This window comes from Streptomyces sp. NPDC020379, assembly GCF_044387105.1.
Lineage (GTDB): Bacteria > Actinomycetota > Actinomycetes > Streptomycetales > Streptomycetaceae > Streptomyces.
In genome coordinates this window covers 79,449-105,663 of record NZ_JBIRVR010000021.1, presented here as the reverse complement: position 1 = coordinate 105,663, position 26,215 = coordinate 79,449, and the positions used below count along the sequence as shown (strand labels likewise).

Sequence of the window (26,215 nt, the reverse complement as noted above, 5' to 3'; positions counted from 1 at the left end):
CAACGAAATCAGCCCCCGCCGGACGGACCCGGATACGCCGCGGATGGTCGACCACCCCCAACACACCCAGCCCGTCCGGCGCTTGAGGACACACCCGGAGGGCGACCCGCCGCAAGGCACAGACAACGGGACCTAGGAAGCCAGGTCCAGCTGATCCGGGATGACCGACCCGTCCGCGAACAGCACAAGGGCCTCACAGCGCCAAGGACAACGAAATCAGCCCCCGCCGGACGGACCCGGATACGCCGCGGATGGTCGACCACCCCCAACACACCCAGCCCGTCCGGCGCTTGAGGACACACCCGAAGGGCACTCCACCGCAAGGCACAGACAACGGGACCTAGGAAGCCAGATCCAGCTGATCCGGGATGACCGACCCGTCCGCCCGCCGCACAGGCGCATGGCTGCCGTCCTCGTTCGTCGCGCCCACCGTGGCGCACGGGTACGTGCCCGACTTGCGCGGCATCGGGTCGATGAACATCGGGTTGGCGACCCAGCGGCCGTCCGCGTCGTCGAAGGCGCGGCACATCAGCTCGGCCTTGTTGCGGTTGATCGCGACGTGGGCGCCGGTGGCGTCGTTCACGAAGGTCACATCGGTGTCGGCGTCACCCGCGCCGAGGGCGATGCGGTGCGCCGGGTCCTGCTGCTTCCAGGCGGCCGCGCCCTTGATCTTGAAGATCTCCTGGTTGATCATGCAGCGCTTGCCGTCCATGTACGGCAGGGCCCCGCCGGGGCCGTCCGCGACGCCGCCGCAGCCCTTGATGCCGGTGGTGAGACGGCCGTGGCGGTCGAGGATGTTGCGGATGCCGATGGTGTGCTTGCGGTCGAGACCGACGCCGCCCGACCACGCCTCGGCGATCGGCTCGGAGGAGGCGGAGACGATGTAGACGTCGAAGCCCGCGGCCTTGAGCGTGCGGATCAGGTCCTTCTGCTGGTCGTAGTAGCGGATGTAGCCGGCGATGCTGTGCGTGCCCACGGTCTGCTTGCGGCCGATGGGCGCGGCGAGCTGCTCGGCGCGCGCCTGCTTGGCGTACGAGGTGAGGGTGGCGGGCGTCCGGCCGGCGAAGAGCTGGGGTATCCAGGCGTAGGCGGGCACGGTGCGGCGGTGGTTCCACTCGCCCGCGAAGGCGGCCTCGCCGGCCATGGTCTGCGACTTCTCGCGGATCTCGAAGATCTCGTCGGCGCAGGCGGTGTTCTTCGAGGTGGGCAGCGGGCGGCCGGCGGGCACGGCGGTGCCGCACGCCTTGGTCAGGGCGCGGTCGGCGGCCGGGGTCAGCCAGGCGGAGGTGTCGCGCCAGCTCTTGGGCCGCAGGATCTTGTCGTGGTTCAGGGCCCAGGCGAGCGTGGCGTCGGTGATGTCGTTCTTGACGACGGTGTTGTCCCAGTCGAAGGCGGCGACGGGGCGGGGGCCGCCCTTGCCGGAGCAGGTGCCCCGTTCGTCGATCATCTTCTGGAGCTTGGCGCGGTTGTCACCGAACCACGTGAGCTTCGTGGAGAGCTGGGGGCACTTCGCGGCGGGGCGGGCCGCGTGGGCGGGCGCTGCCTGGGCGGGCACCGAGGAGGCGAGGGCCGCGGCGGCCAGGAGGCCGACGACGATGGCGGGCTTCTTGCGCATGCGTTCTCTTACGTACGTGGGGGCAGGACATGCGACGGGACCGGCACGGCGGCCGGTCCCGTCGTTCGATCATGGACCTTACAGCGGCGTTACATAAGCCCCCGCGATGCCACCGTCCACGAGGAACTCGGCGGCGTTCACGAAGGAGGAGTCGTCGCTGGCGAGGAAGGCGACGGCGGCGGCGATCTCCTCGGGCTCGGCGAACCGGCCCACGGGCACGTGCACCAGCCGGCGCGCGGCGCGCTCCGGGTCCTTGGCGAAGAGCTCCTTCAGCAGCGGGGTGTTCACCGGCCCCGGGCAGAGGGCGTTGACGCGGATGCCCTCGCGGGCGAACTGCACGCCCAGCTCGCGGGACATGGACAGCACGCCGCCCTTGGAGGCGGTGTAGCTGATCTGCGAGGTGGCGGCGCCCATCACGGCGACGAAGGAGGCGGTGTTGATGATGGAGCCCTTGCCCTGCCGCTGCATATAGGGCAGCGCGGCCTTGCAGCAGAGGTAGACGGAGGTGAGGTTGACCTCCTGGACGCGCTTCCAGGCGTCGAGGCCGGTGGTGAGGATGGAGTCGTCGTCGGGCGGGGAGATCCCGGCGTTGTTGAAGGCGATGTCGACCGAGCCGTAGGTGTCGTACGCGGTCTTGAACAGCGCCTCCACCTGCTCCTGGTCGGTGACGTCGACCTGCGCGAAGAGCCCGCCGACCTCCTTGGCGGCGGCCTTGCCCGCGTCCTCGGAGATGTCCGCGCAGACGACGTAGGCGCCCTCGGAGGCGAGCCGCCGGGCGGTGGCGAGACCGATGCCGCTGCCGGCTCCGGTGATCACGGCCGTGCGTCCGACGAGGCGGCGGCAGACGGGGTTCTGGTCGGTCACTTGGTCTCCTCGGTGCTGATGAACACGTTCTTGGTCTCGGTGAACGCCGTGAGGGCGCCGGGGCCGAGCTCACGGCCCAGGCCGGACTGCTTGAAGCCCCCGAAGGGGGTCCAGTAGCGCACGCTGCTGTGGGAGTTGACGGAGAGGTTGCCCGCCGCGACGGCGCGGGAGACGCGGATCGCCCGGCCGACGTCGCGCGTCCAGATCGACCCGGAGAGGCCGTAGTCGGTGGCGTTGGCGATCCGTACGGCGTCGGCCTCGTCCTCGAAGGGGATGACGACGGCGACGGGCCCGAAGATCTCCTCCGCGGCGAGCCGGTCCTCCGGCGCGGACTCCAGCACGGTGGCCGGATACCAGAAGCCCTTGCCCGCGGGGGCCTCGCCGCGGATGGCGGCCGGGGCGTCCTCGCGGACGTAGGCCCGTACACGCTCCCGGTGCACGGCGGAGATCAGCGGGCCCATCCGCGTGGCCGGGTCCGTCGGGTCGCCCACGGTGAAGGCGCGCACCGCGGGCTCCAGCAGCTCCATGAAGCGGTCGTAGACGTTCCGCTGGACGAGGACGCGGCTGCGGGCGCAGCAGTCCTGGCCGGTGTTGTCGAGGAAGGAGCCGGGGGCGGCCGCGGCGGCCCGCTCGATGTCGGCGTCGGCGAAGACGATGTTGGGGCTCTTGCCGCCGAGTTCGAGGGTCACGCGCTTCACACCGGCGGCACACTTGGCCATGATCTGCTTGCCGACGGCGGTGGAGCCGGTGAAGACGACCTTGGCGACGCCGGGGTGCTCGACCAGGGCGTTGCCCGCGACGGGCCCGTCGCCGGGGAGCACCTGGAAGAGGCCCTCGGGCAGGCCCGATTCCAGGGCGAGTCCGGCCAGCCGCAGGGCGGTGAGCGGGGTGGTCTCGGCGGGCTTGAGGAGTACGGCGTTGCCCGCCGCGAGCGCGGGGGCGAGGCCCCAGGCGGCGATGGGCATCGGGAAGTTCCACGGGGCGATCACGGCGACGACGCCGAGCGGCTCGTGGAAGGTGACGTTCAGACCCCCGGCGACGGGGATCTGGCTGCCGTTGAGGCGCTCGACGCCGGAGGCGGCGTAGTCGAGCAGGTCGCGGGCGTTGCCCGCTTCCCAGCGGGCGTTGCCGATGGGGTGCCCGGCCTCGCGGACCTCCAGCTGCGCCAGCTCCTCCAGGTGGGAGTCGACCGCGGCGGCGAAGCGGCGCAGGTGGCGGGCGCGGTCGCCGGGGGCGAGGGCCGCCCAGCCGGCCTGCGCCCGCGCGGCCCGCTGGACGGCGGCGTCGACGTCCCGCGGTGTGGCGGCGGGGACGGTGGCGACGATCTCTTCGGTCGCGGGGTTGATGATCTCGTGCAACGCGATGTCCTTACATGCGCTCGAAGGAACGGAACCGCTCCCAGTCCGTGACGGCCGTGTCGTACGCCGTCTGCTCGACGCGTGCCATGTGGAGGTAGTGCTCGACGACCTCGTCGCCGAAGGCCGCCCGCGCTATGGGGCTCGCCTCCCACAGGTCCGCCGCTTCGCGCAGCGTCGTCGGCACGTGGGCGGCGTCCGCCGCGTAGGCGTTGCCCGTACAGGCGTCGGGCAGTTCCAGCTCCTGCTCGACGCCGTGGAGGCCGGCGGCGACCATGCCCGCGACGGCGAGGTAGGGGTTCACATCGCCGCCGGGCAGACGGTTCTCGAAGCGGTGCGAGGGGCCGTGGCCGACGACGCGCAGGGCGCAGGTGCGGTTGTCCGGTCCCCAGGCGACGGCGGTGGGGGCGAAGGAGCCGGGGCGGAAGCGCTTGTAGGAGTTGATGTTCGGCGCGTAGAGCAGGGTGAAGTCCCGCAGCGCGGCGAGCTGTCCGGCGAGGAAGTGCCGCATCGTCTTCGACATGCCGTACGGGCCGTCGGCATCGGCGAGCACGGGCCGTCCGGCCTCGTCGCGCAGCGAGAGGTGGATGTGGCAGGAATTGCCCTCGCGCTCGTCGTACTTGGCCATGAAGGTGAGCGCCATGCCCTCCTGGGCGGCGATCTCCTTGGCGCCCGTCTTGTAGACGGAGTGCTGGTCGCAGGTGGTGAGCGCCTCGTCGTAGACGAACACGATCTCGTGCTGGCCGAGATTGCACTCGCCCTTGGCGGACTCGACGGTGAGCCCGGCGCCGGCCATCTCGTTGCGGATGCGGCGCAGCAGCGGCTCGACGCGGCCGGTGCCGAGGACGGAGTAGTCGCCGTTGTACTGATTGGCGGGGGTCATCCCGCGGTAGGCGCGGCCCCACGCCTCCTCGTAGGTGTCCTTGAAGACCATGAACTCCAGCTCGGTGCCCGCGTACGCGCTCCAGCCGTGCTCGGCGAGCCGGTCGAGCTGGCCGCGCAGGATCTGCCGCGGGGAGGCGAGGACGGGCGAGCCGTCGTGCCAGGCGAGGTCGGCGGTGACCAGCGCGGTGCCGGGGTGCCAGGGGGCGCGGCGCAGGGTGGCGGTGTCGGCGTGCATGGCGAAGTCGCCGTAGCCGCGCTCCCACGACGACATGGCGTAGCCGGGCACGGTGTTGAGGTCGACGTCCACGGCGAGGAGGTAGTTGCAGCCCTCGGTGCCGTGGTCGAGGACCTGGTCGAGGAAGTACGGGGCGGCGAACCGCTTGCCCTGGAGCCTTCCCTGCATGTCGGTGAAGGCGAGGACGACGGTGTCGATCTCCCCGGCGTCCACGAGCCTGCGCAGCTCCTCGACGGCGAGCGGGGGCGTGCGGTCTGCCACGGTGTTGCCTCCTGTCGGTCCGACCGGGAGGTCTTAAGGTAGGCCCGTAGACCATTGATTGGGAAGGGGGCTCGATGGACGGGAGTTCGGCGGACCGGCTGGCGCCGGTGCTGCGACCGGTCCGCGCGGGCAACGGCTTCGAGGAGGCGCTGGAGCAGATACTCCAGATCGTCCGCCTGGGACTGGTGCCGGAGGGCGAACGCCTGCCCTCCGAGCGCGAACTGGCCGAACGGCTGCGGATCAGCCGGGTCACCCTGCGCGAGGTGCTGAAGGTGCTTCAGGAGCAGGGGCTGGTGGAGAGCCGGCGCGGCCGGTACGGAGGGACGTTCGTCCACGCCCGCACGGCAACCCTGCCCCAGGTGGAGGTCGATGTCGAGGACACGCTGCGCTTCCGCGAGGTGCTGGAGGTGGGCGCGGCGGGCCTGTGCGCGACGCACGGCCTGGACGAGACCCAGTCCACCCGCCTGCGAACGGCCCTGGCCGCCACGCACGACGCCCCGCTGACCGATTACCGCCGCCTGGACACGCTCTTCCACCTGACCCTGACGGAGCTGTCGGGATCCCCCACGCTGGCCGCGCAGTACGCGGCGGTGCGGGCGACGGTGAACGGCCTGCTCGACCGGATTCCCCTGCTGGTCCGCAACCTCGAACATTCGCAGCTTCAGCATGCGGCGCTGGTGGAGGCGGTACTCGCGGGTGAGGCGGATGCGGCTCGTGAGGTGATGCGGGAGCATTGCTGCGGGACGGCGGCGTTGTTGCGGGGGTTCTTGTCGTAGGAGGACGCGGCCCGGTTCGCGCCTGCGGCGGGCTTTTTCCCCAGCCCCGCCCCTTCCCGAAACTGGGGGCAAGCCCCCAGACCCCCAGCAACGCGGCTTCGCCGCGTTGTCCTCAAACGCCGGACGGGCTGAATGTGCTGGCTACGGTCCGCACAATCCAGCCCGTCCGGCGTTTGAGGACGCGCCCGCAGGGCGCTCCCGCCGCAGGCGGCAACGAAACCCGCAGCCGGGGGCCTGGGGCACGCGCCCCAGTTTCGGGAAGGGGCGGGGCTGGGGAAAAAGCCCGCCGCAGGCGCACCGCACCCCCACCCGTAACCCCCCTTTTACGCAAGAGGGTTGCCATCCGCCCCACGCGCCAGCAAAGGTATGGCCCAAAACCTTTACCCCCCAGGGCCAGGAGCGCGGCACATGCCAGACCGCACCGAGACACCCGCCCCACCCACCACCGCCCCCCACAGCACCTACCTGGAAAAGCGCACCCTGCGCAGAGGCACCGCAGGCCCCCTCCTCCTCACAGGACTAGGCGTCGCCTACGTCGTCTCCGGCGACTACTCCGGCTGGAACTTCGGCCTCGCCCACGGCGGCTTCGGCGGACTCGCCGTCGCCGCCGCCCTCATGGGGCTCATGTACACCTGCATGGTCTTCGCCCTGGCCGAGCTCGCCTCCGTCCTCCCCACCGCCGGCGGCGGCTACGGCTTCGCGCGCCGCGCGCTCGGTCCCTGGGGCGGCTTCCTCACGGGCACGGCGATCCTCATCGAATACGTCCTCGCACCGGCCGCGATCTCCGTCTTCATCGGCGACTACGTCGAATCGCTGCGCCTCTTCGGGCTCACCTCCTCCTGGCCCGTCTATCTGGCCTGCTTCGTCGTCTTCATCGGCATCCACCTCTACGGCGTGGGCGAGGCGCTGAAGTTCAGCTTCGTGGTGACGGGGATAGCGGTCGCCGCGCTGCTGATCTTCGCGGTGGGGGCGTTCACGGACTTCGACGCGGGGCGGCTGCACGACATCCCCGTGGACCACGGCGCGTTCGGGGCCTCGTCCTGGCTGCCGTTCGGGGTGCTGGGGATCTGGGCGTCGTTCCCGTTCGGCATGTGGTTCTTCCTCGGCGTCGAGGGTGTGCCGCTGGCGGCCGAGGAGACCAAGGACCCGGCGCGCTCGCTGCCGAAGGCGATGGCCACGTCCATGGGCATCCTGCTGGTCCTGGCCCTCGGCACGTTCCTCGCCGCGACCGGCGCGGGCGGCGCCGACGCCATGAAGGACGCGGGCAATCCGCTGGTCGCGGCCCTCCAGAGCGACGGGCACGCGACCGCGCTCGGCCGGATCGTCAACTACGCCGGGCTCGCGGGCCTGGTGGCCTCGTTCTTCTCCCTCATCTACGCGGGCTCGCGGCAGCTCTTCGCGCTCTCCCGGGCCGGCTACCTCCCCCGCCTCCTCTCCCTCACCAGCCGCCGCAAGGCCCCCTACCTCGGCCTCCTGGTCCCCGGCGCGCTCGGCTTCACGCTGGCGGCGGCGACCGGCGACGGGGCGCGCATGCTCAACGTCGCGGTGTTCGGCGCCACCATCTCCTACGCCCTGATGTCCCTCTCCCACGTCGTCCTGCGCCGCCGCGAGCCGGGGCTGGAGCGGCCGTACCGCACGCCGGGCGGCGTGGTGACCTCGGCGGTGGCCTTCGTGCTCGCCTGCGCGGCCCTGGTGGCGACGTTCCTCGTGGACACGGCGGCCGCGCTGATCGCGCTGGGTGTGTACGCGGTCGCCGCCGCGTACTTCGCCCTCTACAGCAGGCACCGCCTGGTCGCGGGCGCGCCGGAGGAGGAGTTCGCGGCGCTCGCCGCGGCGGAGGCGGAGCTCGCCCGAGATTGACCCCACGTCGAAAGGATCGTGAACACATGGACACGCAGCCGTTGATCGGCATCAGCACCTATCACGCACGCGCCCGTTGGGGTGCCGCCTGGGACACGCAGGCGGCCGTGCTGCCGACCACATACGTCGCATACTTCCAGCACGCCGGCGCCCTGGCCGTCCTGCTGCCGCCCGGCGACCCCGCGACCGCCGCCGCGGCGGTCCGGCGCCTGGACGGCCTGGTCCTCGCGGGCGGCGACGACCTCGACCCCGCGCTGTACGGACAGGAGCCGCACCCCCGCGCGGGCACGCCCGTACCGGAGCGCGACCGCTGGGAACTGGCCCTGCTCAACGCCGCGTTGCGGCAGCGCCTGCCGCTGCTCGGCATCTGCCGGGGCATGCAGCTGATGAACGTCCAGGCCGGGGGCACGCTCGATCAGCACACCCCGGACGTGGTCGGCCACGAGGGCCACAACCCCGTGGTGGGCGTCTTCAGCGACCACCTCGTCAAGCCCGTCCTGTCGAGCAGGCTCGGCAGCCTGATGCCCGATCCGTGCGACGTGGCGACCCACCATCACCAGAGCGTCGACCGGCTGGGCGAGGGCCTGACGCCGACGGCGTACGCGGAGGACGGCACGGTGGAGGCGCTGGAGTACGAGGGCGCGGCGTTCGCCCTGGGCGTCCAGTGGCACCCGGAGGTACGGCCGGACTTGCGGCTGGCGAGGGCGCTGGTGGAGGCGGCCCGCACCTGACGGCGGAGGAACCGTCCGCCGCCCGCGACGGGAGCTCCCCCGGATACCGCAGGGAAACGTTGAGGACGAGCGGCGAAGCCGCCCCGGGTGTCAGGGGCTTGCCCCACACGGCACAGCCGCACATCGGACGCGGGCGGGAAGCTGCGGGGTCGGGAACGAGCCCGGCACAGGCGGGAACGCGCGCCGAAGCTCAGTGAGTTCTTCGAGCGGGATGTGGATGCGGCAAGGCTGATAGGGGGTCACATCCGAGGCGACCGGAGGGCAGCCCACGTCATGGTTCAAACTTGTCCAGGACAAGTAAGGCAGGCCGCGGGCGTAACCCAGCGATTCCCCTGCTGCCAGAATGCGCCAGGCCCATCGAAGAGCAGGCCAGAAGAGCAGGCCATTGGAGGAGCGAACCTCGCATGAGCCACCAGGACGAACCCCGTCATCTCCTCGTGCGCGCCCGAGGAGACCGGTCTCCCCTGTATACATCGGATGCGGAATCCTGCACGAACCCCGACAATTTCACCAGCGGTGTTCCGGTCGACGATCCCGACCTGGGTCTTCCCGAGGGCCTGGCTCACGGCCTGGTCGCCTGGTCCACGGCCCGCCCGCCGGAAGGTTTTGCCTCCCGGCCTCCGCTGCGCAAGCACGTCAAGAAGGGGCTGGAACTCGCCCAGGCGCTGGCTAAGCACCTGGGACCCGGGTGGGTCGTGCGCTACTGGGACGAGCGGCACGGCTCGGCGAAGTTCGTGTGCTGGGGATGTCAACGCCTGCACTGGACCCTCGACGCACACGGCAATCCACCGCATCCCCTTCACGTGACCGTCGAGGGCGAGTACAAGTGGGGTCCGCTCAGAGCCGAGGGGTTCGGCGATTTCGGACCGGACGATCCGGCTGCCGCGCTCGGGCTCTCCGACGACCTGGTCGACGACTTGCACAAGTGGTCGGCGGACTTCGACGCGAACATGGAGCTGTATGTGCGGGAGCGTGACAAGGAAAAGGACGATGCCCGCCGCATGGAGCTGTACCGCCGCGGTGAGGAACTGACCGAACGCATCGCCCGCGAGCTGGCCCCGGGCAGGACCGTGAGGTACAGAGGGCTCGCTTAGTAACTCCTGCTGAACGACCCGTCTTTCGGGCCCTCTCCACTTCCCACCGGAGGAGAGGGCCCATGCCGTCGCTGGGGCCCACGCCGCGCGGACAGACGCCTTGCCTTGCCGGACATTTCAGCGCACCAACGCCCGCACCGCGTGAGCCTCGGTGTAGTGGACGACTCGCCTCTCGTTGACGGCCTTCAGCGCGTCGAGATCATCGCCGAGCAGGGCACGCCGCCCTTCGCCCTCCAGGCGGCGGCACTCCCCGCAGCGACGCTCCGGTGGGATATTGCGCGGCCCGCTCGAATGCGGCAGGGAGATGAGGGGGTTCAGCACGGCTGCCCCCCGTCCCGCAGCAGCTCCCGCTGATCGCGAAGTTCCTGCGCCGCCAGGGCCAGCCCCCGGGCGTGATCGAAGGCGGACCGCAGCCCGCTGCCGGGCCCGAGCGCGTTGACCCGGTGCAGCGCTTCCGCCGCGCTCCGCTCGGCGGGCTCTCGACGCGGGTCGCTCGCGGGCAGGGCTCCGGCGGCGGCCTGTACGGCTACGGCCGTCTCCTTGATGTACGCGCGGAGGATGACGGTGGAGGACGAGACGCTGCCGACGGGCGGGGAGATGTGACTGGGGGCGCCGAGGATCGTGCGGATCACTGACCGGATGAGGTCGTCGCCGTCGGGGTGGTGTGAGTCGGGGCGTCCTACGGGGGTGACGGCGGTGCCGGGGCAAACGGGCATGGCGGGGCGCTCCTCGGGAACGTACGTGTGCGGTGGCGCAGGGCGGGCATCACAACGCTGGAGATTCGAACACAGCGTCAAACACCGGGAGTTGGGCTCTCGGTTCCGGTTCCAAGTATCCGCCGGGCCGCCTATGCTCAGGCCGATTGAGGGCTTGCCTCTGCGGAGATTCAAATGGGGGTTGCACGTATGCCCGCGCCTACGCGGCTCGATCCGTCGCGGTCTCACATCGCGCAGCTCGGAGTGGTGATCCGCTCCCTGCGGGAGGCCAAGGGCTGGTCCCAGGCCGATCTCGGCCAGGCCATCAGGCTTTCCAACACCGCCATCTCAAAGTTCGAGAACGGCCACGTCCTTCCGGTCCGAGAGGTCGCAGAAGCACTGGACCGAGCCCTTGAAGCAGACGGCACCTTGTTTGAAGCATGGGATCAACTCAACGACGACCCCTCGGCCAGATGGGTCGAGAAATACTTCGCCCACGAGTCGAAGGCCATCGAAATCCACCACTTGGCCAATCATCTGCCTGCTCTGCTGCAAAACGATGAGTACACCAGGGCGATCCTCCAGGCAGGCATGGCCTACTACGGCGGAAACCTCGACGAGAAGGTCGCCTACCGGCAGCGCAGGCGCGCCCTTCTCGACCGCTCCGACCCGCCACTGTTCAGAGCGCTCATCGCCGAGTCTGCTCTGGACTGCCCCATCGGAGATGCCAAGCTCATGCGGGGCCAGCTTCTCTACATGCTCGACAGGATGACCCGAACCAACGTTGAACTGAGGCTGAGTCCGTTCACCGCCAGCGTGCTGACCCCCGATTTCGGCCTGACTCAGATCATGATCTTCAGGGGCGGCCGCAGGGTCGTCTATCGGACGGGTCTGACTCAGGGCATCTACATCACCAATGCGGCGGATGCTGCCCAATACTCAGCCTTGTACGACCACATTTGGCATGAAGCCCTGCCTCAGAATGAGTCAATCGCAGTGATTCGCAAAGCAATTGAGGAGAAGTATCCGTGTGCACCAGCCGACCCGACCTGCCCATAGCAGCGTGGCGCAAGAGCAGCTACAGCCTCAACGAAAACGCCTGCGTCGAGGTCGCTGTGTGGCGCAAGAGCACCTACAGCGGTCTCAATGACAGCGACTGCGTCGAAGTCGCCACCCACCAATTCCCCGACATCGTCCCCATACGCGACAGCAAGAACCCAGACGGCCCCGTCATAACCCCGCCCACCGCCGCCTGGTCCACCTTCATCACCGCCATCGCGAGCGCTACCGACCTCCAGAGCGTGGTGTAGGCAGGGCTGACGGCCCATGATCCCTGCGGTACGCCGAGCGCATGGGCGCGGCCGCCGTTGATCACCGTAGGTCTCCGCCTGGCTCGTCCATACCGGAGCGCACTCGGGCATGGAGCGCCGGGGCCGTGCTCTCGCGTCACGGCAACGCGCGTGTGAGCCAGACCACTTCACCGTTGTCCTCCATGGAAACGCGATCCCGCTCGAACCCGAGCTTCTCAAGGACACGGAGCGACGGTGTGTTCCACGCACCGACGGTCGACCAGAGCCGTTTCCGCCCTGTCGCGACAGCGGCATCAAGCACCGCGCCGGCCGCCTCGGTGGCGTAGCCATGCCCATGCGCGCGCTGGAACAGCTCATAGGCGATTTCAGGTTCCTCCAGGGTGGAACGGCCGATGATCAGCCCGCAGTAGCCGATGAAGTCGCCTTCGTCACGGCGCTGGATGGGCAACAGGGCGATCCCCGTGGCCGACGTCGCGGTGAGCAGCTCCGCGATGGACGTCCGGATGTGCTCAACCGTGGGGGTTCCCTTGCCGCGTTCGGCGAGGAGGGCGCAGAACTCGGCGGCGTCCGACTCGGCCCACGGCCGCAGTATCAGTCGCTCGGTCTCCAGGTGGAACGGCATCGTCTCGTACGTAGTCATGCCCCCACTTTGCCCCACGGATCACCGCGAACTACGGCTGGAGCGCTCACACGCCACTCGCCCGCGCTGGCGCACCCCTCCCCCTCGTCCGCCAGGTGAGCGAGATCCACCTGTGCGGGCGGGACGACCCCGCGCTGGTCGTCATGCGGTCACGGCACGGCTGCCGTGACGGGGCAGGGTCGGGGATGCGCACCCACCTCCCCTGTCGAGACAGAGCGGTACACGCCGTCACTGCCGCTCGACTTCGCCCTGGGCAAGTTCTTCGAGATCAGGGTTGAGGAGTTGTTTCATGCCAGTGAGGGCCCAGCAGACGACCGGTAGCGCGGCCAGGCGATCCGTCCCCGGCGTCTTCCTCGCCGTCGGAGCCGCGGGCCTCGTGGCCGCGACCGTCGGCGGTCATCTCGCTCTCGGCCTGGTGACGTTCGCGATCCTGGCGGCCCGGCCGCCTGCCCACCGGCCCGTCGCGCTGTCTTGCCCGGCCGCAGCCCCGGCCACGCCTGCGCCACCGGAGCCGACGAGCTTCTCCGGGCGCAAGTGGGCCCTCCCCGCGAAGCGTTCCCGGTGCCCGCACGCTCAGTGGCCCCACCTGTTGCTCTTCACCGGCCGACGGAACACGCCCCTGATGCGCCACCACAGCTTGCGGGCGTACGGGGTCTCGGTGGAGTAGCTGGTGCTGAACCTGATGTTGTCCGCAGTGCGCCCCAGGGGCGTTCCTGCGGGCGAATACCGCGCGGGAGGTTGCTCGGCCATGCGTCTCTCCTACGGATGCGGAGCCCGGGTGGAACCAGCGTGTTGGTCACTGTCGCGCCAGCGCTGCCCGCGCTCAACCCCGAAGGCTCTCTCACGGCTTCCTGACGGCTAAGCAGCCAGGAACCGGCGCCTCCGGCGTAGGCCCGGCGGCACCCTTGCCTCCAGAGACCGCGTGTCCCAGCGGGAACCGCTGCGGCCCTGGCCCCGCTCGACCCGGAGCAGGACGACGCATCCACGTAACGGCGGCATGTCGCCGAGGCTCGCGCGGGCGGGGCTGGACCGCACTGGGTCCCGACCACAGCCGCCCGGGGGCGCTGCGGTCGGGTCTCGGTCGGACGCGGTGGTCAGGCCGCTGTCTGCCGCCAAGTGCCCAGGACTGCCTGGACGGCCCTGGAGACCTGCCCCTGCTGTTCGGAGTCGGCCCACAGATGGGCGTCGTGCTCACTGAGCCGCACCGCATGCCCGGCGACAGTGACGGTGAAGTTGAACTGCCGGGTGCGGCGGCCCGAGCCGGACCGGTAGTCGAAGTGCCCCAGGTAGTTGCCGACCTCGGTCACGGTCAGGCCGGTCTCCTCGGCCACCTCGCGCCTCAGGGCCTCTACGAGCGTCTCGCCGTCCTCGACCCCACCGGAGGGAAGCTCCCACAGTCCTCCGAGGTAGTCGTCAGCTGGCCGGTGCAACAGCAGCACGTGACCGTCCGGGCCGGCGATGACGGCGCCGATGACCATCTTCTCGATGCTGTCGTGTGCGGCGGTGCGGGCGAGGTCGTCGAGAAGGTAAGGGGTGACGGTCGAGAGGATCACAGCAAGTCCTTCGCGTGGATGGCGACCTTGGCGATGGCGGTGGTGTAGGCGTCGGCCAGGTGGACGTCGTCCTCGTGGTGCCACACCGGCAGCTTCAGCGTCGTGGCGTGTATGTGGTCCGCCGCCGGGAAGCTGCCGACGGGCAGGCTCTGCCTGTCAGCGTAGCCAGGCAGCAGGTCCCCGGGGACCTGGAACAGCGGATGGGTGTGCAGCGGGCAGGTCGAGCCCGGCTGGTCGGCTTCCACGGCGCGCTCGGCGCGGAGGGCATCGAGGAAGCGTACAAGCGGCAGCCCGCCCAGTTCAGCCGACTCGTATCGCAGCGGCAGCGCGTACCACGACGGCCGCGCCGCGGCCGACACCTCGGGGACGCGGATGCCGGGCACACCGTCCAGCACCGCGCTCATCCGCGCCGCGACCTCCCGCCGCCCAGCCAGGCGGTCCTCCAGACGAGTGAGCTGAGTGCGGGTGAGCGCGGCGGCCAAGGGGTGGATGCGCAGCTTCAGTCCCATGCCCGTGACCGCGTAGCGCGCGAGCGGGTGGGCCGCGGGGATCTCGCGGCGGCACCGCTTGTTGTACTGGCCGTGCAGCAACACCCGGTAGTACAGCTCGGTGTCGTCGGTAGCGACGAAGCCGCCCTCGCCGGCGGACAACGGCTTGGGCCCGTTGAGGCTGAACGCCGAGGCGGTGCCGAAGGTGCCGACCATCTGACGGTTCCAGGTGGCGCCGTGGGCATGGGAGCCGTCTTCCAGCAGCATCAGCCCATGCTCATGGGCGAAGGACACAAGCGCGTCCATGTCCTCCGGCTGCCCCCAAAGGTGCACTGCCACCACTGCCTTCGTGCGGCTGGTCAGCCGCCGGGCGGCATCCTCCAAGTCCAGCTGGCCGCGGTCGTCGACATCGGCGAGCACGGGATGGGCACCAAGATGGAAGAGCGGGGTGGCGGTGGCGTGGAAGGTGAGCGCTGGGACGATGACCTCGTCGCCGGGCCCGATGCCTGCTGCGGCGTACATCGAATGCAGCGCAGCCGTTCCTGTGCAGGTGGTCACGACGTGCCGGACGCCGAGGTACGAAGCGAGCGCGTCTTCCAGGTCGGCGATGACACCGGAGCGGTCGGGGATCGACACGGCTGTCTCCAACTGGCGGGCCACAGCCTGACGGTCGGCCTCTGTGATCGGCGGCCACACGAAGTGCGGACCCGGGACGGGCACGGCCGGTGCGCCGCCGAGGAGGGCGAGCAGGGAGTCGCTCATGCCAGGAACTCCTTCGGGTTCGCAGGGCGGTTGGTGGCGTCGGAGACGTAGGCGGCGGCCAGGAGCGTGACGTGCGGCAGGTGCTCGGCCGGGCCCGACGGGTTGAGGGCGGTGCCGTCGAGCACGCGGCAGAAGCGGTCGATCAGCCCTGCGGGCGGGCACGGCCAGGCCGGCTCGCGCACCAGCGACTCGACGACTTGTCCGGTCGGATCCAGGAGGCGCACCATGCCGCGCTCGACGACGAGCGTGCCGTGGGGGCCGGTGATGGCCAGGCGTTCGGACTTCGGCCCGGCGGAGCGGGAGACCAGCAGCGAGCCGTACAGCCCGGAGTCGTAGGCGAGATGCACGAGCGCGGTGTCCTCCGCGTCGTACTCGGCCCCTGGCGCGGCGGCGGCAGAGGTATCGGCCAGTACGCGGTCGGGAAGACCCAAGTACCAGATCAACAGGTCGATGAGGTGGTAGCCCATGTCGGCCAGGCACCCGCCGCCTGCGAGCTGCGCGCGGCCGCGCCACCCGGCCGTCGGGTCGGGGCAATGGAAGGTGTACCGGCCTTCCACCAGGTAGGGGGCGCCGATCTGTTCCAGCAGGCCGAGCGCGGCCGGGTAGACGGGGTGAAAGCGGCGCTGGACGGTGACCATCAGCTCGATCCCCGACTTCACGCACAGCGCGGCCAGTTCGTCGGCCTCGTGCGGGTCGATGGCGAACGGCTTCTCCTTCATCACGTGCACCCCCGCCTCCGCGCACGAGGCGATGATCTGCCGCCCCGCGTGGTGCGGCACCGCTACGATGACGAAGTCCGGTCGCACTTCCTTGAGCAGCCGTTCGACTTCGGTGAAGCCCGGAATCCGATGCGCCTCCGATACAGCTGCGACCCGGTCGGCGTCCACGTCGCAGACACCGGCGAGCTCGGCGAGCCGACACTGGGCCAGGCCGGGCAAGTGGTCGCTGGTGGCCTGACCACCCAGACCAACCATGGCGACCCTCTTGCGTACGTTCATCTCACGTCCCCCTTCAGATGCGCCGAGCGCCCCGCTGTCCGAGCCGCTCTCGCTCCGAGAACACCGCGACCGCATCGGCAGCGGCAGCGGCGTTGTCACGGCCCGCAAGGCCGTTTGCATCCGGTGCAAAGTCCCTGTCCCGGCCGGGCGGGCACCGTTACGGTGTGGGGCGGCGCGCCTCTCGGCCACGAGCGGGGACGGTATGGATGCGGTCAGAGCACGGGCGGTGTCCGCGGCGAACATGGTCCCCGGCGAGCTGGTCCGCCGCACCCGCATGGAGCAGCGCCTGACCCTCGCCCAGCTCGGGAAGCTGACCGGGTACTCGGCGGCCCAGGTCTCCCGCTACGAGCGAGGTGTCTCCCCTCTGACGGACGTCACCGTGCTGCGGCGCTTCGCCGACGCGCTCGGCATCCCTCCCCAGGCAGTCGGCCTGACTCCTGCGCCAGACGTTCGACATGGGCACGCGATCGGCCCAACCACCGGCTACCCCCGCCTCCCCGGCCCTAGGCTGACGGGAACGGCTCATAAGGACGGTGAGGATCCCGTGCGGCGCAGGCGGTTGCTGGCGAACCTCGCGGTCACGGCCGCCGCGGCAGCCGGCGCCCCCGTCCTGCCGGGCCGCAGGACGACGGTGGACGAAGCCGCACTCGGCGACGTGCTCATCGGCCGCGTCCGCGACGCGATGCTCGGCCTGCACAGCGACGTCAGCGTCCCCTCGGCCGCAGCCCTGAACGGCGACCTCGCGCGCGCCTTCGCCGACTTCCACACGTGCCGCTACGGCAGCCTCGCCGTACGCCTGCCCCGCCTCATCCAGGCCGGCCACGCACGCGGCGACGACTTGGGGCTGCTGGCCCAGAGCTATCTGCTGGCCACCCGCATGCTGATCAAGCTCGACGAGCAACAGCTCGGCTGGATGGCCGCCGACCGCGCACGCCAGAGCGCCGAGGCTGCTGACGAACCGCTCCTGATCGCCGAGTCCGCCCGCCAACTCGCCGTCCTGGCCCGTAAAGCCGGCTGGCACGAACAAGCGATGTCCATCGCTCTGACGGCCGCCGACCACCCCGGTCTCCGTAACGGCGGTCCGTCCCTCGCGGCCGAGCGCGGCCTGCTGATCCAGTCCGCCGCCTACACCGCCGCCCGCGCCGGTGACACCGCCGGGATGCGGGAGCTGACCGACGAGGCCGCCGCCATCGCCGGGGAACTCGGCACCGCCGTGCTGCTGCGCGACCACGGCGGCGGCTTCAGCCCCACCACCGTCCAGCTCCACCGGATCTCCGCCGAGAACTCAGCCGGCGACCCCTCCACCGCACTCGCCGCAGCCCGGCACGTGGCACCGCAGAACCTGCCCAGCATCGAACGCCGCGCCCGCTACTACACCGACATCGCGGCGGCGTTCGGCCGGTGGGACCGCCGGGACGAGTGCATCCGCGCGCTGCTGGCCGCCGAACACCACGCACCCGAGGAGACCCATGCCCGGCCTGCGGTGAAGTCCCTCGTCTCCGGACTGCTGCTCTCCGGGCGGACCACCACCGAACTCCGCGGCCTCGCCGCGCGCGTCGGCGTCCTCACCTGAGCGCGACCTCATCGCGACTTCGAAGTCCTGAGGACGAGAACCGACCCGTGGACGGCCAGGGCTCACCCCCCGCAGACAGCCGCCAGCTCCGCCGCCTCCTCCACGATCGAGCGGGCCAGCAGGTCCAGGTCCGGCACGGCGACCGCGTCGGCGAGCAGGCCGTAGAAGACGTGGTTCTCGTACGGGGTGACACCCACGGCGAGGGACTGCCCGGGTGCGAGCGGGGCGAGCGGATATGCCTCGCGGACTCGGCTGTCGGCCAGGGTGAGGCCACGCGCACCGCGCATCGGGACGCTGGAGACGAGCAGGTCGTAGAACAGACGGCCCGAGCGGGCGATCACGCGGCCGCCGAAGCGGTGGCCGAGGGGCGGGATGAAGTCGGCGAGCAGTGCGACGGCGCCCGCGCCGCCGGCGGGCCCGGCCTGCTTGTTGCGTTCCATGGCCTCGCGTACCGCGCGCACGCGGGCAAAGGGGTCGGGCTCGTCGACGGGGAGCCGGGTCAGATACCCGGAGAGCCGGTTGCCCGAGGCGGTCGGGTCGCTCGGGTCGCGCAGCGACACGGGGACGAGGGCGCGGGGGCGTACGCCGGTGCTGCCGTCGCCGCGCTTGTCGAGCCAGCGCCGCATGCCGCCCGCGACCACGGCGAGGAGGACGTCGTTGGTGGTACCGCCGGTGGTCTCGCGGACGCGCTTCACATCGCGCAGGTCGACGATGGCACCTTCGGCGCGCCGGGCGCCGGTGGCGCGGGAGGCGAGGGCGGGCGAGGAGTTCACATCCAGGGCGGCGCCGACCATGGCGGAGGCGATGGAAAGGCCACGTCCGGCGTCGGTGACGGCGCCGCGCACCAGACCGGGCAGCTCGCGCAGTCCGGGCAGGCGCAGTCCGGAGCCGCTCTTCGGCGGCCGGGCGGCATGGGCGGGAACGGGTGCCCCGTCGAAGAGGGACATGACGTACGAGGCCGCGCGTATGCCGTCCGCGTGGGCGTGGTGGAAGGTGAACAGGACGGCGAAGGACGTACCGTCCGCGCCGGGCAGCACATGCGCGGCCCACGGCGGCCGCTCCCGGTCCAGGGGCTGCTGCATCAGGATCCCGGCGGCCGTGAGGAAGTCCCGTACGGGAGCGGTGAGATGTACGTGGTTCAACGGGTCGAAGCCGGGGTCCACATCACGGGCGGCTCCGCCGACGGGGAACAAGACCGAGCGTATGCGGGTGTTCAGGCCCGGCGTACGGGACGCCCGGGCGGCGATCAGCCCGGCGGCCCGCTGGGCGGCGTCCGGGCTGTCGGCGTCGAAGACGAAGAGCCCGCCCATGTGCAGGGGGTGGCCGGCGGACTCGATGTTCCAGAAGGAGAGGTCGAGCGGGGAGAGCGGTTCGGGTGTCACGCCAGAGGTCACGGGGGTCTCCGAGTTCACAGGGGCATGGGCACGCTCGCGCGTCGAGCCGGTCCGGGGGCGACGCCGCTGGACGCAAACGACCAGAAGTCAAACGCCGTCTGTCGACTACGGTAAAGTGCGCACATGCCACGCTGTGTTAACGACATGTGAAGACGGGTGGGTCTTCGGCCACTCCGGTGGACGGCCCGCAGCTCGCTCCCCACCGAGCGACGAGGCCGCCCCCAGCACCCCGGTATCCGAGTGGCGCCGGCGACACGGGATTCAGACACTCCGCAATCGGTCCGAAAATCCGGGCCCTCCCCGCGCGGCGTTCCCGCAGAGAAGGCCCAGTCGTGCCCGGTGCTCGCATGCTCAGTGGTACTACCTGCCGTTCTTCACCGGTCGGCGGAGCACGTCCCTGATGCGCCACCACAGCTTGTGGGCATGCGGGGTCTCAGTGGAGTAGCTGGTGCTGAACCTGATGCTGTCCGCGGTACGCCCCAGGGGCGTGCCCTCGGACGAGTACCGCGTGGGAGGTTGTTCGACCATGCGTCTCTCCTACGGGTTCGGAGCCCTGGTCCCGCATCCCTCGCGCAGATCGTTGTTGGAACGGGTCTTCGGGCCCCAGCCGATACCGCTGGCGTAGCCCTGCATCACAGGGTAGTAGGTGTAAGTGCCGCCACCGTCGTGACAATCCGTCGACCACCCGAAGTCGATGAACTGGTTCGACGTCAGACCTGTGCCGTGCCAGTTGTTGTATCCACGCGGCCCGCTCCACGAGCTGCGCCACATCTGCGTCTGCAGTTTCTGCGCGCCGAACGACCCGCTGCACGTCTGCGAGGTCTCCCACTGGAAGTACGAACTGGCTCCGGCGCCATGGAAGGAGACATCGGATATGTACAACGAGCAGCTCGCCGCCGCCGGAGCCGCGGGACCGGAGGGCTTGGTCTCGCCGGCCTTGTAGGTGAAGGAATACCGCTCCCCCTTCGTCGTCTTGCCCCACTCCCCGATGGTGGTCCCCGTCACCACACGGTGTCCGTCCACCATCACATGCCCGGCTGAAGAGGTCGAGTTGTCCGAGGCGGCCGGTGCCACCGCCGAGGCAGAGGTGCCGAGACCCAGAACAGTGGCCACCGCCAGGCCAACAGCTGCCACGGACAGGGGTCTTGCTGTGCGCATAGGTGTTCCCTTCCGTCACCATGCCGGTCGGTCGATCCAGCACGCGGGAACGTTAGTTCGATATCACTGCGAGGGGGACACTCACCACAGGCTTGGCCGAATCACGGTCACTCCACCTGCGTCGAACAGCGCACGATGGCGCAAAGCCCCCTTCAACCGATGACGCAAGCGCCGGAAGGGACCGGTCTCGCCGTCGACCCGGTCCATGCATGGGCGAGTGAGATCATGCGGGAGAGTCACCCGTACAGAAGAAAGAACCCCCGGCCCACCCCGCCGCTCTCCCCCAAGAGCGGCGGGCCGTCATCGAGGCGGGCAGGTCAGCGCAGCGTCGCGCGTACCTGCCGCGCCGCCGCGACCACGTTCTCCAGCGCCGGGCCCGATTCCTCCGGGGCGCGGGTCTTCAGGCCGCAGTCGGGGTTGACCCACAGCCGCTCCGCGGGGACCGCGCGCAGCGCGTGCCGCAGGAGTTCGGCGATCTCCTCGACCGGGGGGACGCGCGGTGAGTGGATGTCGTAGACACCGGGGCCCGCCTCGCGCGGATAGCCCGCGGCCGCCAGCTCGTCGGCGACGGCCATCCGTGAGCGCGCCGCTTCGAGGCTGATGACGTCCGCGTCCAGGGCCTCGATCCCGGCGAGGATCTCGCCGAACTCGGCGTAGCACATATGCGTGTGGATCTGGGTGTCGGCGCGGACGCCGCTGGTCGCGAGGCGGAACGCCTCGGTGGCCCAGTCCAGATAGCCGGGCCGGGCGGCGGCCCGCAGCGGCAGGAGTTCGCGCAGGGCCGGCTCGTCGACCTGGATCACGGCGGTGCCCGCGGCCTCCAGGTCGGCGACCTCGTCGCGGAGGGCGAGGGCCACCTGGCGGGCGGTCTCGGCGAGCGGCTGGTCGTCGCGGACGAAGGACCAGGACAGCATGGTGACAGGGCCGGTGAGCATGCCCTTCACGGGGCGCTGGGTCAACGACTGGGCGTAGCGGGTCCATTCGACGGTCATCGGGGCGGGCCGCGAGACGTCACCGGCGAGGATCGGCGGCCGGACGTAGCGCGTGCCGTAGGACTGCACCCAGCCGTGCCGGGTGGCGAGGTAGCCGTTCAGCCGCTCGGCGAAGTGCTGGACCATGTCGTTGCGTTCGGGCTCGCCGTGCACCAGCACATCGAGGCCGGCCTTCTCCTGGAAGGCGATCACCTCGCGGATCTCGGCGGCGATCCGCTCCCGGTACTCATCGGCCGTGATCTTCCCGGCACGCAGATCGGCCCGCGCGCGGCGCAGTTCGGCGGTCTGCGGGAAGGAGCCGATGGTGGTCGTGGGCAGCGGCGGGAGGTCCAGCCGGGCGCGCTGGGCGGCGGCCCGTTCCGGGTACGGCTGCGGGCGGCGGGTGTCCTCGGCGGTGACGGCCGCGCAGCGGTCCCGTACGGCCGCGTCGCGGGTCAGCGCGGAGCCCGCGCGGGAGGCGAGGGCGGCGCGGTTGGCGGCGAGCTGGGGCGCCACCGCCTCGCGGCCCTCGCTCAGGGCCCTTGCGAGGATGGCGACTTCGGCCGTCTTCTGGCGGGCGAAGGAGAGCCAGCGGGCGATCTGCGGGTCGAGGTCGCGTTCGGCGGCGGCGTCGAGCGGCACGTGCAGCAGGGAGCAGGACGGCGCGACATCGAGCCGGTCCACCAGGCCGAGCAGGGTGGCGAGGGTGGAGAGGGCCCGCTCCAGGTCGGCGGCCCAGATGTTGCGGCCGTCGACGACGCCCGCGATGAGCCGCTTGCCGGGGAGCCCGCCGAGCGCGGCCAGCTCTTCGAGATTGGCGGCCGCGGGACCGGTGAAGTCCATCGCGAGCCCCTCGACCGGGGCCTGGGCGAGCACCGGCAGGGCGTCGCCGAGCCGGTCGAAGTAGGACGCGACGAGCAGTTGGGGGCGGTCCGTGAGCGCGCCGAGCTCGCGGTAGGCGCGGGCGGTGGCGTTCAGCACGGACCGGGGCCGGTCCTGCACGAGCGCGGGCTCGTCCAGCTGCACCCACTCCGCTCCGGCCGCCCGCAGGTCGGCGAGCAGCGAGGCGTAGACGGGCAGCAGCCGGTCCAGGAGTGTCAGCGGCTCGAAGTCCGCGCCGGCGTCGGGCGCGGGCTTGGCCAGCAGCAAGAAGCTGAGGGGACCCAGCAGCACGGGCCGGGCGGTGAGGCCCGCGTCGCATGCCTCACGGAATTCGCCGACCTGCTTACGGGAATCGGGCGTGAATTCCGAATCGGGGCCCAATTCCGGTACGAGATAGTGGTAGTTGGTGTCGAACCACTTCGTCATCTCCAGCGGTGGCGTGTCCGCCGTGCCGCGGGCCATGGCGAAATAGACGTCGAGCTCGGTTGTGGCCGCCGCCCGGTGCCGCTCGGGCACGGCGCCGACCGCCCAGGCGGTGTCCAGCACATGGTCGTAGAACGAGAAGTCACCGGTGGGCACCTCGGTGATGCCCGCCTCGCGCAGCTCCTCGCGGGCCGCGGCACGCAATGCGGCGGCGGTTTCCAGGAGTTGCTCCGCCCCCAGGCGGCCGGCCCAATAGCTCTCGGTGGCCTTCTTCAGCTCACGGCCCGGGCCTTGCCGCGGATAGCCGTGCAGCGTGGGATTCACACGTGCGACATGCGTCTGCTTCACGGAACTCTCCTCCGGAGTTCGTGCGGTCCGTACCCCGTGCGGGCATACGGGCAGTGGCAGGTCTTCGGACTCGCGGGCGCGCCCCGGTCCCTCGTCGAGGGGCCGGTCACCTACCGGCGGTCGCTTCCCGGACGGCGTCCAGTGCGTATGACCGCTTTCGTTCCCACTCACCGCTGCGGGGCAGTTCCGGATTCGCACCGGATTCCCTCTTGCGACGCTCCCGACTGGCGGACGGGGCGAACCAGCTGCACCGGCCAGCATAGTCACAGGAGTTGCCGCCCGGGCGTACTCTGTGATCATGGCCATTCGTACTGCCGTACGGCGCGTGGTGTCCCTCGTCCCCTCGCTCACCGAGGCCGTGGCCGTCAGCGCGCCCGGGCTGCTCGTCGGTGCCACCGACTGGTGCGAGCACCCCGCCGGGCTCGGCGTCACGCGGATCGGCGGCACGAAGAACCCCGACGTGGCCCGTATCGCCGCCCTCGCGCCCGACCTCGTCCTCGCCAACGAGGAGGAGAACCGCGCCCCCGACCTCGCCGCTCTGCGCGCGGCGGGCCTGCGGGTGCTGGTCACCGAAGTGCGCACGCTGGAGCAGGCGTTCGCGGAGCTGGAGCGGGTGCTGGTGGCGGGGTGCGGGCTGGAGCGGCCGGCGTGGCTGGCGGAGGCCGAGGAGGCGTGGCGGGACGTACGGGCCACGGGCCGCGCCGTGCGGGCGGTGGTGCCGGTGTGGCGGCGGCCGTGGATGGTCCTGGGCCGGGACACCTTCGCCGGGGACGTCCTCGCCCGGCTCGGGGTGGCGCACGCGTACGCCGGGCACGCGGAGCGCTATCCCCGCGTGCCCCTGGAGGAGTTGACCTCGTGCGGCGCCGAGCTGGTCGTGCTGCCGGACGAGCCGTACCGCTTCAGTGCCGACGACGGCCCGGAGGCGTTCCCCGGGCTGCCGTACGCGCTGGTCAGCGGCCGTCACCTCACGTGGTACGGCCCCTCGCTCACCGAAGCACCGCGGGTGCTGGCCGCGGCGCTGCGAGCAGCCGGCCGTTGACCAGCCCGTGCAGGGTGCGGGCCGCGGCGACCGCCCAGGCGGCGACGAGCAGGGCGTAGAGCCCGACGGCCAGCCAGGTGAAGGCGTGCAGGTGGGTGTGGCGGGCGAGCGCCGCGGCGCCGGTGACGCAGGTGCCGATGGGAAAGGTGAAGCCCCACCACGTCATCCCGAAGCCCATCCCGCGCCGGAAGGCACCCACGACCATGGCTGTGGCCAGCGCCAGCCACAGCAGCGCGAAGCCCATCACCGGGACGCCGTAGAGCACGCCGAACGCGGACATCGCGTGCGCGTACGGGGCCGCGACGGCTCCCGGTGCCGCGTCGGCGAGGTTGTTCACGGCCGTCGTGGACTGGCCCAGCGGGCCCAGCACCAGGAAGAGGGTCGGGGTCATCGCGAGGGGCAGCGGGCCGTGGTGCACCAGCCGCGAGAGGAGCATCGGCAGGATGGCGAGCGTCATCAGCAGGCTCATGCCGAACAGCGCGTAGCAGCCCAGCAGCATCGCCGCCCGCCACTGCCCGGCCGGCAGGTGCGCGACCAGCGCCGGGCCGTTCGCGGCGGAGACCATGGGGGCGACCACCGGCAGCAGCCAGACGGGCGAGGCGGCGCCGGGCTCGACCCGGTGCCGGGTCACCATCAGATACGGGATGCCCGCCGCGGCGACCAGCCCGAGCACGGTGCCGCCCACCCACAGGACGGAGTCGACGGCCACGGCCGCGGACGTGCCGATGACGCCCGAGCCGACGGAGAGGGTGGTGCCGCCGACGGCGAGCAGGGCCATGGCCAGGCAGCCGTAGAACGGCGCGACGCCCGGGTCGGCGAGGTGCCGCCGGGCCTGGTCACCGTGGCGCGCCCAGTGCGCGGCGCGGGCGGCGAGCAGGGTGAGGAGGGCGAGGGCGGCCAGCGCCCAGACGGCCTCGTACGCCACCCGCAGCCCCGGCGAGTGGGCCGGGAGCGCGGCTCCGGCGCCCGCGACGATGGCGGTGCCCATCACGGCGGCGTACCAGTTCGGGCCGAGGTGGCGGACACCCGGCCGCGGTTCGTGACGCGTGAGAGGGGTGGGGCTGGGGTGGACGAGCGTGGTCATGCCTCCACGATTGCCCATGGCACTCCGTGCAACCAGAGGCCATCGGTCTATGAGGGCATAAGCTGGGTTTATGAGCGATCCGAGCAGCCCTCTCGCCCACCGGGTGCCCGATCTCGGGGCGCTGGAGCTCCTGCTCGCCGTGGCCCGGCTGGGCAGCCTGGGGCGGGCGGCGAAGGAGCTGGGCATCACCCAGCCGGCCGCCAGCAGCCGGATCCGCGGCATGGAGCGACAGCTCGGCGTGGCCCTGGTCGAACGCTCGCCGCGCGGCTCGCGGCTCACCGACGCGGGGGCGCTCGTCACCGACTGGGCCGGGCGGGTCGTCGAGGCCGCCGAGGCGTTCGACGCGGGGACGCGGGCGCTGCGCGGGCGCCGGGACTCGCGGCTGCGGGTCGCCGCGAGCATGACCATCGCCGAATACCTGTTGCCGGGCTGGCTGATCGCCCTGCACCGGCAGTTGCCCGGCACCGCCGTCTCGCTGCTCGCCGGGAACTCCGCCGCCGTCGCCGACCGGCTGCGCGCCGGTGAGGCCGACCTCGGCTTCGTCGAGGGCCTGGACGTGCCGGCCGGCCTCGACGGCGCGGTCGTCGGCCACGACCGGCTCGTCGTCGTGGTGGCCCCCTCCCACGCGTGGGCCCGCCGCCGCGCTCCGCTGCCCCCTTCGGAATTGGCGGCCACCCCCTTGATCCTGCGCGAACGCGGCTCGGGGACGCGGCAGGTGCTCGACGCCGCGCTCGCTTCTCACGGCGGTCTCGCCGTCCCGCTGCTCGAACTGTCGTCGACGACGGCCGTGAAGTCCGCCGTCGTGAGTGGCGCGGGGCCTTCTGTGCTGAGCGAGCTCGCGGTGGGTGAGGAGCTCGCTTCCCGGCGGCTCGTGGAGGTGCCGGTGGGGATTCGCCTGCGGCGTGATCTGCGGGCGGTGTGGCGGGTGGGGCATGTGCCGGTGGGGCCGGGGCGGGAGCTTTTGTCTTTGACGCGGGGGTGAAGGGGGCTCGCGTTTCCCGGAACCGGGGCTGCGCCCCAGACCCCCAGCAACACGCTTCGCGCGTTGCCCTCAAATTCCCCCAGCTACCGCTGGGAGGTGCCCCCAACGGGCTGGATGTGCGGACCGTGGCCAGAACATCCAGCACGTTGGGGCACCCCCGGACTCCGTCCGGGGGAGGTAGCTGGGGGAATTTGAGGACGCGCCCGCAGGGCGCTGGGGGTCCGGGGCTCCCCACGCGG

Annotated in this window: 25 protein-coding genes and 1 riboswitch; of the genes, 10 read left to right on the top strand and 15 right to left on the bottom strand. The window is 71.2% G+C overall.

Going from position 1 to position 26,215, the window contains the following annotated elements; all coding sequences use genetic code 11:
- Window positions 1-340: 340 nt before the first annotated feature.
- The 4 genes from ACH427_RS24980 to ACH427_RS24965 all read right to left on the bottom strand — a co-directional run bounded on the left by ACH427_RS24980 (window position 341) and on the right by ACH427_RS24965 (window position 5,215).
- The gene (locus tag ACH427_RS24980) at window positions 341-1,615 is read right to left on the bottom strand and encodes a haloacid dehalogenase-like hydrolase (protein WP_398872687.1); all 1,275 of its coding nucleotides are present in this window, start codon (window positions 1,613-1,615) and stop codon (window positions 341-343) included.
- A gap of 78 nt (window positions 1,616-1,693) precedes the next feature.
- Window positions 1,694-2,479, bottom strand: a complete 786-nt coding sequence (locus ACH427_RS24975) for a 3-oxoacyl-ACP reductase (RefSeq protein ID WP_398872685.1) — start codon at window positions 2,477-2,479, stop codon at window positions 1,694-1,696.
- Complete coding sequence (locus ACH427_RS24970) at window positions 2,476-3,837, bottom strand: aldehyde dehydrogenase family protein (RefSeq protein ID WP_398872683.1); 1,362 nt, start codon at window positions 3,835-3,837, stop codon at window positions 2,476-2,478. The genes ACH427_RS24975 and ACH427_RS24970 overlap by 4 nt, the downstream gene beginning before the upstream one ends.
- A 10-nt stretch (window positions 3,838-3,847) precedes the next feature.
- Complete coding sequence (locus tag ACH427_RS24965) at window positions 3,848-5,215, bottom strand: glutamine synthetase family protein (protein WP_398872682.1); 1,368 nt, start codon at window positions 5,213-5,215, stop codon at window positions 3,848-3,850.
- Window positions 5,216-5,289: 74 nt separating this feature from the next.
- Here ACH427_RS24965 and ACH427_RS24960 point away from each other — a divergent pair, with 74 nt between their 5' ends.
- From ACH427_RS24960 to ACH427_RS24945, 4 genes are all read left to right on the top strand, one after another.
- Complete coding sequence (locus ACH427_RS24960; RefSeq protein ID WP_398872680.1) at window positions 5,290-5,991, top strand: FadR/GntR family transcriptional regulator; 702 nt, start codon at window positions 5,290-5,292, stop codon at window positions 5,989-5,991.
- Between the two features lie 408 nt (window positions 5,992-6,399).
- Window positions 6,400-7,851, top strand: a complete 1,452-nt coding sequence (gene eat, locus ACH427_RS24955) for an ethanolamine permease (RefSeq protein WP_398872678.1) — start codon at window positions 6,400-6,402, stop codon at window positions 7,849-7,851.
- A 26-nt stretch (window positions 7,852-7,877) separates the two neighbouring features.
- A complete protein-coding gene (locus ACH427_RS24950; RefSeq protein ID WP_398872676.1) occupies window positions 7,878-8,582 on the top strand; it encodes a gamma-glutamyl-gamma-aminobutyrate hydrolase family protein in 705 nt (234 codons plus the stop codon).
- 404 nt (window positions 8,583-8,986) lie between these two features.
- Window positions 8,987-9,676, top strand: a complete 690-nt coding sequence (locus ACH427_RS24945) for a hypothetical protein (protein WP_398872674.1) — start codon at window positions 8,987-8,989, stop codon at window positions 9,674-9,676.
- Window positions 9,677-9,793: 117 nt separating this feature from the next.
- Here ACH427_RS24945 and ACH427_RS24940 read toward each other — a convergent pair whose 3' ends face one another.
- Entirely contained in the window at window positions 9,794-9,997 is a 204-nt protein-coding gene (locus tag ACH427_RS24940; protein WP_398872672.1) for a hypothetical protein, read from the bottom strand.
- Complete coding sequence (locus ACH427_RS24935; RefSeq protein WP_398872670.1) at window positions 9,991-10,392, bottom strand: DUF6415 family natural product biosynthesis protein; 402 nt, start codon at window positions 10,390-10,392, stop codon at window positions 9,991-9,993. The genes ACH427_RS24940 and ACH427_RS24935 overlap by 7 nt, the downstream gene beginning before the upstream one ends.
- A 174-nt stretch (window positions 10,393-10,566) precedes the next feature.
- Here ACH427_RS24935 and ACH427_RS24930 point away from each other — a divergent pair, with 174 nt between their 5' ends.
- The gene (locus tag ACH427_RS24930) at window positions 10,567-11,430 is read left to right on the top strand and encodes a Scr1 family TA system antitoxin-like transcriptional regulator (RefSeq protein ID WP_398872668.1); all 864 of its coding nucleotides are present in this window, start codon (window positions 10,567-10,569) and stop codon (window positions 11,428-11,430) included.
- Window positions 11,400-11,681: a DUF397 domain-containing protein gene (locus tag ACH427_RS24925; RefSeq protein WP_398872666.1), complete on the top strand. Its 282-nt coding sequence runs from the start codon at window positions 11,400-11,402 to the stop codon at window positions 11,679-11,681. Before ACH427_RS24930 ends, ACH427_RS24925 begins: the two co-directional genes overlap by 31 nt.
- A 136-nt stretch (window positions 11,682-11,817) precedes the next feature.
- Here the strand turns inward: ACH427_RS24925 and ACH427_RS24920 are convergent, their stop codons facing one another.
- Window positions 11,818-12,321, bottom strand: a complete 504-nt coding sequence (locus ACH427_RS24920) for a GNAT family N-acetyltransferase (RefSeq protein ID WP_398872664.1) — start codon at window positions 12,319-12,321, stop codon at window positions 11,818-11,820.
- 289 nt (window positions 12,322-12,610) lie between these two features.
- Here ACH427_RS24920 and ACH427_RS24915 point away from each other — a divergent pair, with 289 nt between their 5' ends.
- On the top strand, window positions 12,611-12,988 hold the full coding sequence (locus ACH427_RS24915) for a hypothetical protein (protein WP_398872662.1): 378 nt from the start codon (window positions 12,611-12,613) through the stop codon (window positions 12,986-12,988).
- 427 nt (window positions 12,989-13,415) lie between these two features.
- Here the strand turns inward: ACH427_RS24915 and ACH427_RS24910 are convergent, their stop codons facing one another.
- From ACH427_RS24910 to ACH427_RS24900, 3 genes are read right to left on the bottom strand one after another with little or no spacing between them, the layout of a single operon-like run.
- Window positions 13,416-13,874 (bottom strand): NUDIX hydrolase, encoded by a 459-nt coding sequence (locus tag ACH427_RS24910; RefSeq protein WP_398872660.1) that lies wholly within the window; start codon window positions 13,872-13,874, stop codon window positions 13,416-13,418.
- Window positions 13,871-15,124 carry a DegT/DnrJ/EryC1/StrS family aminotransferase gene (locus ACH427_RS24905; RefSeq protein WP_398872658.1) on the bottom strand — a complete coding sequence of 418 codons (1,254 nt, stop codon included), beginning with the start codon at window positions 15,122-15,124 and terminating at the stop codon, window positions 13,871-13,873. The genes ACH427_RS24910 and ACH427_RS24905 overlap by 4 nt, the downstream gene beginning before the upstream one ends.
- Window positions 15,121-16,122: a Gfo/Idh/MocA family protein gene (locus tag ACH427_RS24900; RefSeq protein ID WP_398872656.1), complete on the bottom strand. Its 1,002-nt coding sequence runs from the start codon at window positions 16,120-16,122 to the stop codon at window positions 15,121-15,123. Before ACH427_RS24900 ends, ACH427_RS24905 begins: the two co-directional genes overlap by 4 nt.
- A 202-nt stretch (window positions 16,123-16,324) precedes the next feature.
- On the opposite strand from ACH427_RS24900, the gene ACH427_RS24895 reads away from it, so the two are divergent.
- A complete protein-coding gene (locus ACH427_RS24895; protein WP_398872654.1) occupies window positions 16,325-17,695 on the top strand; it encodes a helix-turn-helix domain-containing protein in 1,371 nt (456 codons plus the stop codon).
- Between the two features lie 62 nt (window positions 17,696-17,757).
- Here ACH427_RS24895 and ACH427_RS24890 read toward each other — a convergent pair whose 3' ends face one another.
- From ACH427_RS24890 to metE, 4 genes are all read right to left on the bottom strand, one after another.
- Window positions 17,758-19,077, bottom strand: coding sequence for a wax ester/triacylglycerol synthase family O-acyltransferase (locus ACH427_RS24890; protein WP_398872741.1), 1,320 nt, complete (start codon window positions 19,075-19,077; stop codon window positions 17,758-17,760).
- 372 nt (window positions 19,078-19,449) lie between these two features.
- The gene (locus tag ACH427_RS24885) at window positions 19,450-19,617 is read right to left on the bottom strand and encodes a hypothetical protein (protein WP_398872652.1); all 168 of its coding nucleotides are present in this window, start codon (window positions 19,615-19,617) and stop codon (window positions 19,450-19,452) included.
- A 9-nt stretch (window positions 19,618-19,626) separates the two neighbouring features.
- Window positions 19,627-20,223: a hypothetical protein gene (locus tag ACH427_RS24880; protein ID WP_398872650.1), complete on the bottom strand. Its 597-nt coding sequence runs from the start codon at window positions 20,221-20,223 to the stop codon at window positions 19,627-19,629.
- Window positions 20,224-20,564: 341 nt separating this feature from the next.
- A complete protein-coding gene (gene metE, locus ACH427_RS24875) occupies window positions 20,565-22,871 on the bottom strand; it encodes a 5-methyltetrahydropteroyltriglutamate--homocysteine S-methyltransferase (RefSeq protein ID WP_398872648.1) in 2,307 nt (768 codons plus the stop codon).
- A 37-nt stretch (window positions 22,872-22,908) separates the two neighbouring features.
- Window positions 22,909-23,132, bottom strand: a riboswitch (cobalamin riboswitch).
- A gap of 37 nt (window positions 23,133-23,169) precedes the next feature.
- Here metE and ACH427_RS24870 point away from each other — a divergent pair.
- On the top strand, window positions 23,170-23,910 hold the full coding sequence (locus tag ACH427_RS24870) for a helical backbone metal receptor (RefSeq protein ID WP_398872646.1): 741 nt from the start codon (window positions 23,170-23,172) through the stop codon (window positions 23,908-23,910).
- On the opposite strand, the gene ACH427_RS24865 is transcribed toward ACH427_RS24870, so the two are convergent.
- Window positions 23,858-24,994 (bottom strand): TDT family transporter, encoded by a 1,137-nt coding sequence (locus tag ACH427_RS24865; protein WP_398872644.1) that lies wholly within the window; start codon window positions 24,992-24,994, stop codon window positions 23,858-23,860. The two genes, ACH427_RS24870 and ACH427_RS24865, sit on opposite strands and share 53 nt — an antisense overlap.
- A gap of 70 nt (window positions 24,995-25,064) precedes the next feature.
- On the opposite strand from ACH427_RS24865, the gene ACH427_RS24860 reads away from it, so the two are divergent.
- Entirely contained in the window at window positions 25,065-25,976 is a 912-nt protein-coding gene (locus tag ACH427_RS24860) for a LysR family transcriptional regulator (RefSeq protein WP_398872642.1), read from the top strand.
- Window positions 25,977-26,215: the final 239 nt, after the last annotated feature.

Excerpts from the sequence above, each read along its gene's own strand:
- ACH427_RS24980 (WP_398872687.1), bottom strand. The coding sequence starts at position 1,615 with ATGCGCAAGAAGCCCGCCATCGTCGTCGGCCTCCTGGCCGCCGCGGCC.
- ACH427_RS24960 (WP_398872680.1), top strand. The coding sequence starts at position 5,290 with ATGGACGGGAGTTCGGCGGACCGGCTGGCGCCGGTGCTGCGACCGGTC.
- eat (WP_398872678.1), top strand. The coding sequence starts at position 6,400 with ATGCCAGACCGCACCGAGACACCCGCCCCACCCACCACCGCCCCCCAC.
- ACH427_RS24950 (WP_398872676.1), top strand. The coding sequence starts at position 7,878 with ATGGACACGCAGCCGTTGATCGGCATCAGCACCTATCACGCACGCGCC.
- ACH427_RS24945 (WP_398872674.1), top strand. The coding sequence starts at position 8,987 with ATGAGCCACCAGGACGAACCCCGTCATCTCCTCGTGCGCGCCCGAGGA.
- ACH427_RS24935 (WP_398872670.1), bottom strand. The coding sequence starts at position 10,392 with ATGCCCGTTTGCCCCGGCACCGCCGTCACCCCCGTAGGACGCCCCGAC.
- ACH427_RS24930 (WP_398872668.1), top strand. The coding sequence starts at position 10,567 with ATGGGGGTTGCACGTATGCCCGCGCCTACGCGGCTCGATCCGTCGCGG.
- ACH427_RS24920 (WP_398872664.1), bottom strand. The coding sequence starts at position 12,321 with ATGACTACGTACGAGACGATGCCGTTCCACCTGGAGACCGAGCGACTG.
- ACH427_RS24915 (WP_398872662.1), top strand. The coding sequence starts at position 12,611 with ATGCCAGTGAGGGCCCAGCAGACGACCGGTAGCGCGGCCAGGCGATCC.
- ACH427_RS24905 (WP_398872658.1), bottom strand. The coding sequence starts at position 15,124 with ATGAGCGACTCCCTGCTCGCCCTCCTCGGCGGCGCACCGGCCGTGCCC.
- ACH427_RS24900 (WP_398872656.1), bottom strand. The coding sequence starts at position 16,122 with ATGAACGTACGCAAGAGGGTCGCCATGGTTGGTCTGGGTGGTCAGGCC.
- ACH427_RS24895 (WP_398872654.1), top strand. The coding sequence starts at position 16,325 with ATGGATGCGGTCAGAGCACGGGCGGTGTCCGCGGCGAACATGGTCCCC.
- ACH427_RS24885 (WP_398872652.1), bottom strand. The coding sequence starts at position 19,617 with ATGGTCGAACAACCTCCCACGCGGTACTCGTCCGAGGGCACGCCCCTG.
- ACH427_RS24870 (WP_398872646.1), top strand. The coding sequence starts at position 23,170 with ATGGCCATTCGTACTGCCGTACGGCGCGTGGTGTCCCTCGTCCCCTCG.
- ACH427_RS24865 (WP_398872644.1), bottom strand. The coding sequence starts at position 24,994 with ATGACCACGCTCGTCCACCCCAGCCCCACCCCTCTCACGCGTCACGAA.
- ACH427_RS24860 (WP_398872642.1), top strand. The coding sequence starts at position 25,065 with ATGAGCGATCCGAGCAGCCCTCTCGCCCACCGGGTGCCCGATCTCGGG.